This window comes from Variovorax sp. UC122_21, from assembly GCF_044056785.1.
Taxonomy (GTDB): domain Bacteria; phylum Pseudomonadota; class Gammaproteobacteria; order Burkholderiales; family Burkholderiaceae_C; genus Variovorax.
Genome location: NZ_CP172003.1, coordinates 129,448 through 143,402, shown reverse-complemented (window position 1 = coordinate 143,402; position 13,955 = coordinate 129,448). Strand labels below are relative to the sequence as shown.

The 13,955-nt window shown below is 70.0% G+C and carries 12 protein-coding genes and 1 pseudogene; 10 read left to right on the top strand and 3 right to left on the bottom strand.

Annotated features, from left to right (window positions below; translation table 11 throughout):
• Window positions 1–16: 16 nt before the first annotated feature.
• Window positions 17–1,033, bottom strand: coding sequence for a LacI family DNA-binding transcriptional regulator (locus ACHMXE_RS00750; protein ID WP_395346298.1), 1,017 nt, complete (start codon window positions 1,031–1,033; stop codon window positions 17–19).
• Between the two features lie 94 nt (window positions 1,034–1,127).
• Between ACHMXE_RS00750 and ACHMXE_RS00745 the strand changes: the two genes are divergently transcribed.
• The 9 genes and pseudogenes from ACHMXE_RS00745 (at window position 1,128) to ACHMXE_RS00705 (ending at window position 11,436) form a co-directional block, all read left to right on the top strand.
• Complete coding sequence (locus ACHMXE_RS00745; RefSeq protein WP_395346296.1) at window positions 1,128–2,684, top strand: class I adenylate-forming enzyme family protein; 1,557 nt, start codon at window positions 1,128–1,130, stop codon at window positions 2,682–2,684.
• A gap of 158 nt (window positions 2,685–2,842) precedes the next feature.
• On the top strand, window positions 2,843–3,703 hold the full coding sequence (locus tag ACHMXE_RS00740; protein WP_395346295.1) for a tripartite tricarboxylate transporter substrate binding protein: 861 nt from the start codon (window positions 2,843–2,845) through the stop codon (window positions 3,701–3,703).
• The gene (locus ACHMXE_RS00735) at window positions 3,621–4,883 is read left to right on the top strand and encodes a thiolase domain-containing protein (protein ID WP_395346294.1); all 1,263 of its coding nucleotides are present in this window, start codon (window positions 3,621–3,623) and stop codon (window positions 4,881–4,883) included. The genes ACHMXE_RS00740 and ACHMXE_RS00735 overlap by 83 nt, the downstream gene beginning before the upstream one ends.
• A complete protein-coding gene (locus ACHMXE_RS00730) occupies window positions 4,880–5,311 on the top strand; it encodes a Zn-ribbon domain-containing OB-fold protein (protein WP_395346293.1) in 432 nt (143 codons plus the stop codon). Before ACHMXE_RS00735 ends, ACHMXE_RS00730 begins: the two co-directional genes overlap by 4 nt.
• A gap of 47 nt (window positions 5,312–5,358) precedes the next feature.
• Window positions 5,359–6,899: pseudogene (locus ACHMXE_RS00725) on the top strand (aldehyde dehydrogenase family protein).
• A 51-nt stretch (window positions 6,900–6,950) separates the two neighbouring features.
• Window positions 6,951–7,952 carry a Bug family tripartite tricarboxylate transporter substrate binding protein gene (locus ACHMXE_RS00720; protein ID WP_395346292.1) on the top strand — a complete coding sequence of 334 codons (1,002 nt, stop codon included), beginning with the start codon at window positions 6,951–6,953 and terminating at the stop codon, window positions 7,950–7,952.
• A gap of 4 nt (window positions 7,953–7,956) precedes the next feature.
• Complete coding sequence (locus ACHMXE_RS00715; protein WP_395346291.1) at window positions 7,957–9,639, top strand: GMC family oxidoreductase; 1,683 nt, start codon at window positions 7,957–7,959, stop codon at window positions 9,637–9,639.
• Window positions 9,632–10,639 carry a Bug family tripartite tricarboxylate transporter substrate binding protein gene (locus ACHMXE_RS00710; RefSeq protein WP_395346290.1) on the top strand — a complete coding sequence of 336 codons (1,008 nt, stop codon included), beginning with the start codon at window positions 9,632–9,634 and terminating at the stop codon, window positions 10,637–10,639. Before ACHMXE_RS00715 ends, ACHMXE_RS00710 begins: the two co-directional genes overlap by 8 nt.
• The gene (locus tag ACHMXE_RS00705; RefSeq protein WP_203207200.1) at window positions 10,636–11,436 is read left to right on the top strand and encodes an SDR family NAD(P)-dependent oxidoreductase; all 801 of its coding nucleotides are present in this window, start codon (window positions 10,636–10,638) and stop codon (window positions 11,434–11,436) included. Before ACHMXE_RS00710 ends, ACHMXE_RS00705 begins: the two co-directional genes overlap by 4 nt.
• A gap of 16 nt (window positions 11,437–11,452) precedes the next feature.
• Here the strand turns inward: ACHMXE_RS00705 and nthB are convergent, their stop codons facing one another.
• Window positions 11,453–12,070 (bottom strand): nitrile hydratase subunit beta, encoded by a 618-nt coding sequence (gene nthB / locus ACHMXE_RS00700; protein ID WP_395346289.1) that lies wholly within the window; start codon window positions 12,068–12,070, stop codon window positions 11,453–11,455.
• A 29-nt stretch (window positions 12,071–12,099) separates the two neighbouring features.
• Entirely contained in the window at window positions 12,100–12,708 is a 609-nt protein-coding gene (gene nthA, locus ACHMXE_RS00695) for a nitrile hydratase subunit alpha (protein ID WP_395346287.1), read from the bottom strand.
• A gap of 247 nt (window positions 12,709–12,955) precedes the next feature.
• Here nthA and ACHMXE_RS00690 point away from each other — a divergent pair, with 247 nt between their 5' ends.
• Window positions 12,956–13,954: a tripartite tricarboxylate transporter substrate-binding protein gene (locus ACHMXE_RS00690; RefSeq protein WP_395346286.1), complete on the top strand. Its 999-nt coding sequence runs from the start codon at window positions 12,956–12,958 to the stop codon at window positions 13,952–13,954.
• The last annotated feature ends 1 nt before the right edge of the window (window position 13,955 follow it).

Here is a 13,955-nt window from a genome sequence, read left to right as displayed (position 1 = left end):
GGCGGCCCGGGCCGGATCAGCGCTGCCGGGCGGGCGCGCAGGACCGGCCGAGGACCAGGTCCCAGTCGACCATCAGCTTGCGCGGATGGGCCGGCGCCTCGTCGGCGACGCGGTCCATCATGAGCTTCACCGCCAGCTGGGCGCTGCGCTCGAAGTTGTAGCGCAGCATCGTCAGCGGCGGGTACATGAGCTCGAGGGTCGAGGCCTCGCCGATGCCGATGACCGACAGGTCGCGCGGTATCTCGAGCCCGGCCTCGTGCGCCACATGGACCGCGCCCGACAGCATGCGGGTGCCCAGCGCGATGATCGCCGTGGGCGGCGCGTCCAGCGCCAGCATCTCGGACATGCGCGTGCTCGACGACTCGATCCAGGAGTTGGGCATGAACACCAGCCGCTCGTCGAACGCGATGCCGGCGGCGGCCAGCGAGGCCTTGTAGCCCGCCAGCTTCTCCCGCCCGGGGCGCAGGCTCGCGCTCGACACGAACAGGGCGATGCGCCGGTGTCCCAGCGACAGCAGGTAGTCGACCGCGCGGCGCATGCCGCGCAGGTGGTCGATGAGCACGCTGTCGAAGGCCGCGCCCATGTCGCGGTCGCAGATGACGACGGGCAGCTTGGACTGCGCGAAAGGGCAGTCCTCGGGGTCGGGGTACTCGAAGGTCGGCGACGCGATGATCCCCTCGAGCCGGCGGTTCTCGAAGAAGGCGACGAGTTCGCGGTCGCGCGTCTGGCGCTCGGAACTACCGACCAAGAGCGAATAGCCCGCGGCCTGCGTCAGCCGCTCGACCTCGCTCAGGTGCGCGGCCAGCGAGGGGTTCGCGATGTTGGGCAGCAGGTAGCCGATGGTCTTGCTGCGTCCGGTGCGCAGATGGCGCGCCGTGAAGTCCGGCTCGTAGCCCAGCTTCGCGACCGCTTCCAGCACGCGCCGCCGCAACTCGGGACTGGCGTAACCGCTGTCGTTGAGCACGCGCGACACGCTGCCGATCGCCACGCCGGCCGCATGGGCCACATCTCGCACCGAGATCCGTTGTCTCATCGTTTACCAGTATAGAAACGTTCCACACCATTTGCGGAATCGGGTGCCTATCGTAGAGTGAAACGCATATGAAATCGTTTCTAGAAAACCCCCAATGCAGCTGATCGACTCCTTCGACCGGGGCCTGAGCCTCGGCCCCGACGCGCCCTGCCTCGTCGAGCCCGGCGGACGCACCCTGAGCTATGGCGAGGTCGATGCGCTGACGCACCGCATCGCCAACGGCCTGCAGGCCGCGGGCATGGATGCGCAATCGCAGGTCGGCCTGCTGACCCAGAACCACCTGCTGACCATGGTCGCCGTGCTCGGCACGGTGCGCTCCAGCGCCGTGTGGCTGCCGGTCAACGCGCGCAACTCGGCCGAGGAGAACGTCAACATCCTCGCGCGCGGCGGCTGCCGCTTCCTGTTCATCCACAGCAGCTTCGAGGCGCAGCTGCCGATGCTGCGCGAGGCGATCCCGGAACTGCGCGGCGTGGTCTGCATCGACCGCGAACTCGATGGCGTGCCCAGCCTGGAAAACTGGGCGGCGCGCCAGTCCGATGCGCGCCACCGCAGCCCCGCACGGTCCGACGACGTGGTCGCCATCCGCGGGACCGGCGGCACCACGGGACTGCCCAAGGGCGTGCTGGTCACGCACCGCGTCTACGGCGCCATGATGGCCAACTGGTTCGCGGCCATGCCGGTGGTGGGGCGGCCGGTGCACCTGGCCGTGGCCCCGATGACGCATGCAGCCGGTGCCGTCTGCTTCATGACCATGGCCTACGGCGGCTCGACCGTCGTGCTGGCATCGGCCGAGGCCGGCGCCATCCTCGAGGCCCTCTCTACGTACCGGGTCACGCAGCTCTTCCTGCCGCCGACGGTGATCTACAAGCTGCTCGCGCACCCGGACCTGCGCCGGCACGACTACAGCGCGCTGCGCTACTTCGTCTACTCGGCGGCCCCGATGTCGGTCGACAAGCTGCGCCAGGCGCTCGAGGTGTTCGGTCCGGTCATGGTGCAGTGCTACGGGCAGGCCGAGGCCCCGTTCATCTGCACCTGCCTCACGCCGCAGGACCACGCCGACATCCTGGCCGACCCCGCGCTGCATCGACGGCTGGCGAGCTGCGGCCGCGCGTCGCCGTTCGTGCGCGTGGCGGTCATGGATCCGCAGGGCGGGCTGCTGCCGGCCGGCGAGCGCGGCGAACTGGTGGTGCAGGGCGACATCGTGATGAAGGGCTACTACAACGACGCCGAGAAGACGGCCGAGACGTTCAAGCATGGCTGGCTGCATACCGGCGACGTCGGCTACATGGACGAGGCGGGCTACTTCTACATCGTCGACCGCCTCAAGGACCTGATCGTTTCCGGCGGCTTCAACATCTCGCCCGGCGAGATCGAGCAGGTGCTGTGGACCCTGCCCGCGGTGAGCGACTGCGCGGTCATCGGCGTGCCCGACGCGGTCTGGGGCGAGGCCATCAAGGCCGTGGTCGAACTCAAGCCCGGGCAGAGCCTGGACTGCGACGCGGCGCTCGCGTTGTGCCGCGAGCGGCTGGGCGGCATGAAGACACCGAAGACCATCGAGGTCTGGGAGCAGTTGCCGCGCAGCGCCGTCGGAAAGGTGCTCAAGCGCGAGATTCGCGAACGTTTCTGGCAGGGGAGTGCGCGCCGTGTCTGAGCTTTCACACCAATGTACGGACAGCGGGATCAGCCGCCGCTCGTGGATCGTCGAAGGACTGTGCGCTTTGGCTGCCGTGGCATCGGCCGGCCTGCCGCTGGCGGCCCGCGCCCAGGCGACCGCATGGCCCGAGCGCGCGATCACGCTCATCCAGCCCTATGCGCCAGGCACGGCGACGGATGCCTCCTCGCGCTTCATCGCGCAGAAGATCGGCGAGCGCTGGAAGGTGCCGCTCGTCATGGACCGACCGGTCCGGGGCCAACGGGCTGATCGGCACCGAGCTGGCCGCGCGCTCGGCGCCCGACGGCTACACGCTGATGATCACCTCGACGGGCTACTTCACCAACGAGGCGCTGATGCAGCGCATCAGCTACGACCCTCTGAAGTCCTTCGTGCCGATCGCCAAGGTCGGCGCGGTGCAGCTGCTGCTGGTGGTGCCGGCCGAGTCGCGCTTCCGGAGCGTGCAGGACCTCGTCGCCCATGCCCGGGCGCATCCCGGCAAGCTCAGCTACGCATCCGGCGGCAATGGGAGTTCGCAGCACCTGTCGGCCGCGCTGCTCGCCACGCTCGCCGGCATCCAGCTGCTGCACGTGCCGTACAAGGGCCAGGTGCCCGCGGCCGTGGGCACTTCCACCGGCGAGGTCGATTTCTCCTTCGCCGCGATCACGACGGCCCGTCCGCTGATCGCGGCCGGCAAGCTGCGCATCCTCGCGGCCAGCGGTGCGAGCCGCTCGGCCTCCTACCCCGACCTGCCGACGATGGCGGAAGCCGGCGTCCCGGGCTACGCCTACGTCGCCAACACCTTCTTCTTCGCGCCGGCGGGCACGCCCGAGGCCATCGTGCGCAAGATGTCCGACGCGATCGGCGAGGTGGCCCGCGAGCCCGCGTTCAGGGAATATGCCAAGTCGATCGGGATGGAGCCCGACTTCGTCGGCCATGAGGATTGGCGCAAGACCATCGCGTCGGAGCGCGAGCAATGGCTCAAGCTCGTGCGCGACAGCGGCGCGAAGGCGGAGTAGCGATGCCGGTGCAACGACCCTATCCGGCCTGCATCGTCGGCGCCTACGAACATCCCACGCGCCACGCGCCCGACAAGTCGGTGGCGCAGCTGCATGCCGAGTGCGCGCGCGGTGCGCTCGACGACGCCGGCCTGGGCTTCGCCGATGTCGACGGCTACTTCTGCGCCGCCGACGCACCCGGCGGCGTTCCCGCGCTGATGGCCGACTACATGAACCTCAAGGTGCGGCACGTCGACGGCACCGAATCGGGGGGCTGCTCGTACATCAGCCACGTGGGCCGTGCCGCGCAGGCGATCGCCCAGGGGCGCTGCTCGGTCGCGCTCGTCACGCTGGCCGGCAAGCCGCGCAGCGGTGGCCAGGCGACGGGCACCGAGTTGCGCGTGCTGCCCGCGGACCGGCCCTGGTCGGCCTGGGAGAGCCCTACGGCTGGACCGTGAGCGGCATCTACGCCAACTTCGCCTGCCGCCACATGCACGAGCACGGCACCACCAGCGAGCAGCTGGCCTGGGTCAAGGTGGCGGCGTCGATGCATGCGCAGCACAACCCGCATGCGCTGCTGCGCAAGGTCTTCACGGTCGAGGACGTGCTGAACTCGCCGATGGTGGCCGATCCCCTGCATCGGCTCGACTGCTGCGTGATCACCGACGGCGGCGGCGCGCTGGTGGTGACGCGTCCCGAGATCGCGCGAAGCCTGCGGCGCCCGATGGTGGCGGTGCGCGGCTTCGGCGAGACGGTGCGCACCGGCGAAGCGGGCGACTTCGACATGCTGCGCACCGGCGCTGCGATCTCCGGGCGCGATGCCTTCGAGTCGGCGGGCCTCACGCCGCGCGACGTGAAATACGCGTCCATCTACGACAACTTCACCATCATGGTGATCCTGCAGCTGGAAGACCTGGGCTTCTGCGCCCGCGGCGAGGGCGGCCGCTTCGTCGCGGATGGCGGCCTGGTCTCGGGCGTCGGGCGCCTGCCATGGAACACCGATGGCGGTGGCCTGTGCAACAACCACCCGCAGAACCGGGGCGGCATGACCAAGGTGATCGAGGCTATGCGGCAGTTGCGCGGCGAGGCGCATGCGGCCGTGCAGGTGCCGAACTGCGACATCGCGATGGCCACCGGTCCCGGCATGGTGTTCGGCATCGGCCATTCGCACGCCACGCTGTTGATGGAGCGCACCTCATGACGAAGCCCGACGTCGAGCAGGCGGCGGCCGGTGCGCTCGAGCGCACGCTGCAGGACCCCTATGTCCAGGCCTTTCCCGAGACCCAGGCCTTCTGGCGTGCCAGCGCCGCGGGGCAGCTGCTGCTTCCGCGCTGCCGCGCGTGCTCGCGATGGCACTGGCATCCGCGCGCGTTCTGCCCGTTCTGCCATGCCGATGCGCTCGACTGGATCGAGGCATCGGGCCTGGGCGAGGTCTACAGCTTCTCGATCGTCAGGCGTACCGGCGCGCCCTATGTGCTGGCCTACGTGCGCCTCGAGGAAGGCCCGATCCTGATGACCAACATCGTCGACACCGACCTCGGCGACGTGCGTGTCGGCATGCCCGTCGCGGTGCGTTTTCGCGCGACCGAGCAAGGCCGCATGGCACCGGTGTTCAGCGCCCGGCCCTGAGCCGCTAGTGGTTTTCCCACATAGAAACGTTCCACGGGATTGCAGCGATGTTCTCGCTGCTTCCCAATAGAACGGCAGAGAAAAACGTTTTCAGATTCACCATGCCCAACACCCCCAACGACCCATCGCGTCCCGCCATCCTGTCGCGCGACACGCGCCTGCTGATCGGCGGCGAATGGACCCCCGCGCGTTCCGGCCAGACCTTCGAGTCGATCGATCCTTCGACCGGCCAGGTCATCGCGCGGCTGGCACGAGGCGGCGAAGCCGACATCGACGATGCCGTGGCGGCGGCGCGCCGGGCCTTCGAAGGCCCGTGGCGCGGCACCAAGCCGGTGGAGCGCCAGCGCCTGCTGCTGGCCATCGCCGACCTCATCGACCGGCACAGGGAAGAGCTGGCCTATCTGCAGTCGCTGGAATTCGGCGGCCCGATCAGCGTGGTGCGCGCGGGCATGGGCCGCCCCACCGGCCTGCTGCGCTTCTATGCGGGCCTGGCGACGGCGATCCATGGCGAGACCATCGAGAACTCGCTGCCCGGCCACTTCCTGAGCTATGCGCTGAAGGAGCCGATCGGCGTGGTGGGTGCCATCACGCCGTGGAACGGCCCGCTGAGCGTGTGCATCACGAAGATCGCGCCGGCCATCGCGGCGGGTTGCACGGTGGTGCTCAAGCCGTCGGAAGAGGCCTCGCTCGCCGCCGTGAGGCTGGGGGAACTCGCGGTGGAGGCCGGGTGCCGCCCGGCGTGCTCAACATCGTCACCGGCGCGGGCGATGCCGGCGCGGCGCTCGCGGCGCATCCCGGCGTCGACAAGCTCGGCTTCACCGGCTCCACCGTCACGGGGCAGGCCATCATCCGCGCCTCGGCGGGCAACGTGAAGCGGCTCTCGCTCGAGCTCGGCGGCAAGTCGCCCGACATCGTCTTCGCCGATGCCGACCTCGACGCCGCGGCGCGCGGCGCCGCGATGGCGGTGTTCGCGAACTCGGGCCAGATCTGCTGCGCGGGGTCGCGCCTGCTGGTCGAGCGTTCGATCCACGACGAATTCGTCGAACGCGTGGCCGCGGTCGGCCGCTCGCTCAAGATCGGCCACAGCCTGGATCCGGCCACCCAGATCGGCCCGCTGGTCTCGCGCAAGCAGCTCGATCGCGTCTGCGGCTACCTCGACGCCGGCCCGCGCGAGGGCGCGCAGCTCGTCTCGGGCGGCAACCGGTGCGACGACGATGCATTGCGCGACGGCTTCTTCGTGCCGCCGACGGTGTTCGCTGGCGTGCGCAACGACATGCGCATCGCACGCGAGGAAATCTTCGGCCCCGTGATCTCCGCCATCCCCTTCGACGATGCCGACCAGGCCCTGGCGATCGCCAACGACACGCCCTTCGGCCTCGGCGCGGGCGTGTGGACGCGCGACGTGAAGAAGGCGCATCGCGTCAGCGGCGCGCTGCGTTCGGGCACCGTCTGGATCAACTGCTACCTGCAGATGGACCCGTCGATCCCCTTCGGCGGCTACCGCATGAGCGGCTATGGGCGCGAGTTCGGCACGCGCCACATCGACGAGTTCATGCAGCTCAAGTCGGTGGTGCTCGACATGGGCTGAGCGCTTCGCCCCATCCGCATCCTCGAAAGAAACCTCAACGGAGACAACACCATGAAGATCGCCACCCCCCTCGCCGGGCGCACGAAGCGCCGCAGCCTGCTCGCCGCCACGGCGCTGATGCTGGTGTCGAGCGCGCTGCCCGCGCTCGCGGACACCTATCCCTCCAAGCCGATCCGCATGATCGTGCCCTACCTGGCCGGCGGCGTCACCGACGTGATGGCGCGCCAGTTCGCCACCGTCATGAGCGACAAGCTGGGCCAGCAGATCGTGGTCGACAACAAGCCCGGCGCGAACACGCTCATCGCGACGCAGGCCGCGGCCACCGCGCCGCCCGATGGCTACACCATCTTCTTCATGGACCTGTCGCTGCTCTCGTACAACGCCTACCTCTACAAGCAGCAGCCCTACGAACTCACGCGCGACTTCGTGCCGGTGACCTCGGTCGCGGAGATTCCGCTGGGCCTGGCCGTCAACAACTTCGTGCCCGCCAACAACGTCAAGGAATTCATCGCCTACGCCAAGGCCAACCCGGGCAAGATGAACTACTCCAGCACCGCGTCGGGCGGCCTGCCGCACCTTGCCATGGAGAACCTGAAGTCGGTGGCCGGCATCGAGATGACGCACGTGCCGTACAAGGGGGCCGCGGCGGCCATCACCGACATGATCGGCGGGCAGGTGCAGGCCATGTTCAACGACGTGTCGACCTCGGTGCAGTACGTGAACGCGGGCCGCATGAAGGTGCTGGCCATCTCGGGCGACAAGCGCATGCCCCGGATGCCCGACGTGCCGACCTTCGCCGAACTCGGCATGCCCAAGCTCAGCACGGCCGCGTTCATGGGCATCGTGGCACCGGCCAGGACGCCGCCGGCGGCCATCGCCAGGCTCGACGCCGCGATCCGCGAGGCCTCGAAGAGCCCGGCCGTGGTGGAGTACCTGCAGACCAACAACCTGGTGCCGCGCGTCACTTCGGGCGCGGAGCTCGGCGGCATCATGGCCACCGAGCAGAAGAAGTGGCGCGAGCTCGTGACCAGGCTCGACCTGAAGGTCGACTGATCCCATGGACAGTTTCGACTACGTCATCGTCGGTGGCGGCACGGCGGCCGGCGTGCTGGCCTGGCGGCTCGGCGAGGCCGGCCACAGCGTCTGCGTGCTCGAGGCCGGGCCGTCCGACGACAGCGCCTGGACGCGCATCCCCGCCGGCTTCACGCGCCTGCTGCGCGACCCGCGCTACAGCTGGCAGCTCGAATGCGAGCCCTCGGCGGGCACGGCGGGGCGCCGCACCGCCCTGGTCCAGGGCCGCACCCTCGGCGGCTCGAGCGCGGTCAACGGCGCGGTGTACAGCCGTGGCCAGGCGCAGGACTTCGACGGCTGGGAGCAGCTGGGCAACGCCGGCTGGGGCTACCGCGACGTGCTGCCGTACTTCCGGCGCAGCGAAGGCTTCGTCGGGCCGGCCAGCGACGAATACCACGGGCGCGACGGTCCCATGCGCGTGCAGGAAACTCCCTGGCGCGACGCGCTGTGCGAGACCTTCCTGCAGGCGGCGCAGCGGGCCGGCATTCCGCGCACCGCCGACTACAACGGCGCCTCGCAGGCCGGCATCGGCTACACGCAGAGCGTGATCCACGAGGGCCGGCGCTGGAGCACGGCCCATGCCTTCCTGCATCCGGCCCAACGCCGCTTCGGCACGCGGGTCGTCACCGGTGCGCGCGTGAGCCGCATCCTGACCGAGCAGCGCCGCGCGACCGGCGTGGAGTTCCATCGCGACGGCGCGATGCAGCCCGAACGCATCGCCGCGCGGCGCGAGGTGATCGTGAGCGCCGGTGCCATCCACAGCCCGCAGCTGCTGCAGCTGTCCGGCATCGGGCCGGCGGGCCTGCTGCAGGCGCACGGCATCGAGGTCGTGCAGGCGCTGGCAGGGGTCGGCGAGAACCTGCGCGATCACTACTGCCCGCGCTTCGTCGCCCGCACGAGCCCGGACGCCGACAGCATCAACCGGCGCGTTCGCGGCCTGCGGCTCGCGCGCGAGGTCGCGGCCTGGGCCGTGCGGCGGCCCAGCATCCTCTCGATCAGCCCGATCCTGATCTACGGTTTCTGGAAAACGCGCGCGGAGCTGCCTTCGCCCGACTTCGCGCTGTCCTTCATCTCGGCCAGCTATTCGCTCGGCCGGCTCGGCGAGGTGGACGACGAGCCCGGCCTCACCTGCGGCGCGTGGCAGCTGCGCCCGCAGAGCCAGGGCCATGTGCGCATCCGTTCTGCCGACGGCCGCGACGCGCCGCTGATCCAGCCCAACTACCTGTCGCATGCCACCGACCAGCGCGTGGTGGTGGATGCGCTGCGCTGGGTGCGCCGCATCTTCGAGACCGAACCCATGCGCGGCACGGTGCGCGCCGAACTGCTGCCCGGCCCGTCCGTGCAGACCGACGACGAGTTCCTGGACTTCGTGCGCCGGTATGCCGTCACCGGCTACCACGTGATCGGCACCTGCAAGATGGGTCCCGCATCGGACGCGCTGGCCGTGGTCGATCCGCAGTTGCGGGTGCACGGCATGCAGGGGCTGCGCGTTATCGACGCGTCCGTCATGCCGACCATCACGTCCTCGAACACCTGCGCCGCGACCGTGATGCTGGCGGAGAAAGCCGCCGACATGGTGCTTGGCAAGAACGTCGAGGCGCGGCGGGAGGAGACGGTGCAGCGTTCCGCCGCCGTGCCGAAGGACCATGAGGAGCCGCTCCATGCGTAGCCGCCACGTCTTCGGCCACCTGCGCGGCATCTCGGCCCTGCTGCTGGCAGCCATCGCCGCCGGGCCGGCCGCGGCGCAGAACTGGCCCGACCATCCGATCCGGCTGATCATTCCGCTCGCGGCCGGCGGCGCCACCGACAAGGCGGCGCGTCTGCTCGCCCAGCGGCTGGGCACGGCGCTCGGGCAGCAGGTCGTCGCGGAGAACCTCACCGGCGCCTCGGGCGAGATCGCGTTGAAGCGCGTCGCCACCGCGCCCGCGGACGGCTACACCCTCGGCGCGACGGCCAACAGCCTGCACACCGTGGCGCCGCACATGTCCAGGCTTCCCTACGATGCCGTCGACGACTTCACCTGGCTAGGGACCTATGCGTCCTTCGAGTACGTGCTGGTCACCCGCGCCGATGCGCCCGACAAGGACCTGGGTGCGCTGCTCGCGCGGGCCCGCAAGGCGCCCGATGCCGTCTCGTACGGCTCGTCGGGCGTCGGCACCGGCAACCACCTGGCGGGCGCGCTGCTCGGCGATCTCGCGAAGGTGCGGTTCAACGGCATCCCCTACCGCGGCGGCAGCCCGGCAATGATCGACGTGATCGCCGGGCGCACCGACTTCATGTTCGACGTCGTCGGCGGTGCCAAGGCGCTGATCGACGGCGCCAAGGTCAAGGCGCTGGCGACCAGCGGCAAGGCGCGCTCGTCGCTGCTCCCCGACGTGCCCACCGTCGCCGAGACGGTGCCCGGCTACGAGGCGACGGGCTGGTTCGGCCTGGTGGCGCCCGCGGGGCTGCCGGCCGACATCGCGAAGCGGCTCGAGACCGAGGTCGCGCGCATCGCGCAGGACCCCGACTACCGGCGCCAGCTCGAAACCCTGGGCTATCACGCCCAGACCATCCCGCCCGCCGCGCTCAGGCGCGCGGTCGCGACCGAATCCGAAAAATGGCGCGCCGTCGTGCAGCAGCTGCCCTGCAGCAGCCGCGGTGCGTCCTGCGAAGGCACGAAGCCATGACAAGAAGACTCGAAGGCAAAGTGGCGCTGGTGCTCGGCGCCGGCTGCGTGGTCGACGACTGGGGCAACGGCAATGCCGCGGCCGTGGCGTTCGCGCGCGAGGGGGCGCGCGTCGTCTGCGTCGACATGAACGAGGCGGCGGCCGCGCGCACCGCCGGCCTGATCCACGCGGAGGGCGGCGAGGCGATCCATGCCGCGGCGGACGTCGCCGATGCGGCGCAGGTCAATGCCGTGGTCGACGAGGCCATGCGGCGCTACGGCCGCATCGACGTGCTGCACAACAACGCGGGCATCAACACCCGCGGCGGCGTGGTCGAGACGGCGGAGGAGGACTTCGATCGCGTGTTCGATGTCAACGTCAAGGGCGCCTACCTGAGCTGCAAGGCCGTCATCCCGATCATGAAGGCCCAGGGCGGCGGCTCGATCATCCATGTGTCGTCGATCGCGAGCATCACCTGGACCGGCCATCCCATCGTGTCCTACCAGGCCTCGAAGGCGGCCCTCAACCACCTGACGCGGATGATCGCCGTCCAGCACGGCCCCGACAACATCCGCTGCAACAGCATCCTGCCCGGGCTCATCGACTCGCCGCGCGTCCACGTGACGATGCTGTCCTTCTACGACGGCGACGTCGAGCGCATGCGCGAGGCCCGCTCGCGTTGCGTGCCGATGAAGCGCATGGGCGATGTCTGGGACGTGGCCAACGCCGCGGTCTTCCTGGCCTGCGACGAATCGAAGTACATCACGGGCGCGGCGTTGCCGATCGACGGTGGGGTGACCTGCACGATGGCGCACTGACGCGCGGCAGTCTCTCTCAGCGCACCGGATCGAGATAGCTCTGATAGACGTCGACCACCACCGAGGCGCCGGGCTCCGCATCGCCCCACAGGTCGGTGGCCTCGAAGCGCACGTGGTACGTGGGCTCGTGAAAGGCCTCCTGCCTGTGCCCGACCTCGCCGGGGAAACGCGCCTTGGGCGCCACGCGCAGCACCGTGCCCTCGCGGCCATGGATGTAGCGCGGCGCGCGCGTGTGGCCCGACGTGTGGTGGTCGCGCACCCGAACGCGCGCACCGATCTCGAAGCCGGGGTGGTCGCGCCGCGCCGCTTCGCCGGCGCCCATCGGCGCGGCCACGGGTACCGCGCCGCCCGCGCGCGCCTCGAGGTCCTCGCGCGTCACCGCGCCCGATTCGATCGCCAGCGTCGTCATACCGGCGAGCACGCGCTCGAAGTAGCTCATGCCGAGGTACTGGCGGGCCGGCATGCGCTCGATCGCGTGGCGGCCGGCGTCGAAGGTCCACAGGCCCTTCTCGGCGGCCAGTAGCGCCACGGCATAGCTCACCGGTTCCCAGCTGGCGTGGAAAGGGCGCTCGTCCTCGTGCGCGGGCATCGGGCCGAAGCCCTGCATTCCGCCCAGATCCTGTAGTCCGTCCATGGTCCATGTTTCCTTGTCGGTGCTTCGTTTCAGGCGCGCGCGGAAGCGAGGTCGGGCAGGGCCACGCCGATCAGGCAGTCCTTGGTGACGATCGAGGCGAGCTTCTCCTCGCTCCAGCCCTCGGTGCCCGCCGGTCGCATCGGCAGCACCATGTAGCGCGTCTCGGCCGTGGTGTCCCAGACCTGGATCTTCACGCTGTCGGGCAGCGCGAGGCCGAGTTCGCGCAGCACCTGGCGCGCCTCGCGCACCACCCGCGAGCGGTACTCGAAACTCTTGTACCAGTCCGGCGGCAGCCCCAGCACCGGCCATGCGGTGCACGAGCACAGGGTGCAGACGATGACGTTCTGCAGCACCGGCGTGTTCTCCAGCGCGACGATGAAACCGCCCTCCGGGCCGCCATAGCCCAGTTCGCGGCAGGCCTCGGTGCCGTCGCGCAGCAGCAGGGCGCGATAGGCCGGATCGTTCCATGCGCGCGCGACGATGCGCGCTCCGTTCTCCGGGACCCAGTGGTCGAAGGTGTCTTCCCACTGCTCGACATAGCCTTCGGGCATGACGCCGTTGGCCTGCAGCGCTTCTTTCAGGGCGCGCGCCTGGTCTGCCGCGGGGGCGAAACGCGTGGGGGGATGGGGGTGGAGCATGGGGAGGGCCTTCCGGGGCGAGAGTCGTGACGTCCGCCAATATGCACCGGCCGCCGACGCTGCGCTTGCCTGTGCCATGCAATCGTTCTTGCCCACGGCACCCAATGGCGGCCTGCCTTTGGCGGGCAATTGCAAATGGCGCTCCCGGACAAGCGCCGGGGGCCCCTCGGCGCTAACTTCCAGCTTCGGTGCCGCGCCGCGCCTGTCTGGCGCCGGCGGCTTTCATTCACCATCGCAGAGAGTTTCCATGACGATCGAGAGAAGAGCGTTCCTCAAGACCGCTGCCGCCCTGTCGGCGGCCGGTTCGCTGAGCAGCCTGCCGTTCGCGGCCGCGCGTGCGCAGGTCCCCGATGTAGCGCGCATCCTCGCGGGCTTCGCGCCCGGCGGAACCAACGATGTGCTCAGCCGCCACATCGCGCAGCAGATCCAGGGCGGCTACGCACCGTCGGTGGTGGTCGAGAACCGCACCGGCGCGGCCGGGCAGCTGGCGATCTCGGCCACCAAGCAGGCCGCGCCCGACGGTCGCACCATGCTGGTGGTGCCGATGGCGGGGCTGGCCATCTACCCCTTCATCTACGGCTCGCTGCCTTACGACCCGTTCAAGGACCTGACGCCCGTGTCGCTGGCCGGCGTGTTCGATACCGGCCTGGCGGTGGGCCCCATGGTGCCGCGCGAGGTGAAGAACGTGCCCGACTTCCTGGCCTGGGCCAAGGCCAACCCCGCGCGTGCAAGCTGCGGTTCGCCGGCGGCCGGGACGCCGCAGCACTTCATGATCGAGTTGCTCTCGCGCGCCGGCGGGGTCCCGCTGGTCCATGTTCCCTACCGCGGCTCGCAGCCGGCGGTGATGGACACGGTGGGCGCGCAGGTGGCGGCGGTGGCGGCTCCGGTGGGAGAGTTCCGGCAGCAGGCCGAACTCGGCAAGCTGCGCGTGCTCGCCACCGCGACGACGCGCCGCGGCAAGTTCACGCCCGACGTGCCGACCTTCGCGGAACAAGGGTTCAAGGGCTTGGAGTTCGCGGAATGGTTCGCGGTGTTCCTCCCTCCCAAGGCTTCGCCCGAGCTGGTGGGCAGGCTCAATGCCGAGTTGCGCAAGGCCCTGGCCGTGCCCTCGTTGATCGAGGGGGTGGCCAATGTCGGCATCGAAGCCCGCTGGTCCAGCGCCGAGGACCTGGCGGCACGCCTGCGCGGCGATACCGCCCAATGGGGCCCCGTGGTCAAATCCATCGGTTTCAAGGTGGACTCCTGAC

Bases quoted from the DNA above. Each gene is read 5' to 3' on its own strand.
- ACHMXE_RS00750 (WP_395346298.1), bottom strand. From the start codon at position 1,033: ATGAGACAACGGATCTCGGTGCGAGATGTGGCCCATGCGGCCGGCGTG.
- ACHMXE_RS00745 (WP_395346296.1), top strand. From the start codon at position 1,128: ATGCAGCTGATCGACTCCTTCGACCGGGGCCTGAGCCTCGGCCCCGAC.
- ACHMXE_RS00740 (WP_395346295.1), top strand. From the start codon at position 2,843: ATGCGCCAGGCACGGCGACGGATGCCTCCTCGCGCTTCATCGCGCAGA.
- ACHMXE_RS00735 (WP_395346294.1), top strand. From the start codon at position 3,621: ATGAGGATTGGCGCAAGACCATCGCGTCGGAGCGCGAGCAATGGCTCA.
- ACHMXE_RS00730 (WP_395346293.1), top strand. From the start codon at position 4,880: ATGACGAAGCCCGACGTCGAGCAGGCGGCGGCCGGTGCGCTCGAGCGC.
- ACHMXE_RS00720 (WP_395346292.1), top strand. From the start codon at position 6,951: ATGAAGATCGCCACCCCCCTCGCCGGGCGCACGAAGCGCCGCAGCCTG.
- ACHMXE_RS00715 (WP_395346291.1), top strand. From the start codon at position 7,957: ATGGACAGTTTCGACTACGTCATCGTCGGTGGCGGCACGGCGGCCGGC.
- ACHMXE_RS00710 (WP_395346290.1), top strand. From the start codon at position 9,632: ATGCGTAGCCGCCACGTCTTCGGCCACCTGCGCGGCATCTCGGCCCTG.
- ACHMXE_RS00705 (WP_203207200.1), top strand. From the start codon at position 10,636: ATGACAAGAAGACTCGAAGGCAAAGTGGCGCTGGTGCTCGGCGCCGGC.
- nthB (WP_395346289.1), bottom strand. From the start codon at position 12,070: ATGGACGGACTACAGGATCTGGGCGGAATGCAGGGCTTCGGCCCGATG.
- nthA (WP_395346287.1), bottom strand. From the start codon at position 12,708: ATGCTCCACCCCCATCCCCCCACGCGTTTCGCCCCCGCGGCAGACCAG.
- ACHMXE_RS00690 (WP_395346286.1), top strand. From the start codon at position 12,956: ATGACGATCGAGAGAAGAGCGTTCCTCAAGACCGCTGCCGCCCTGTCG.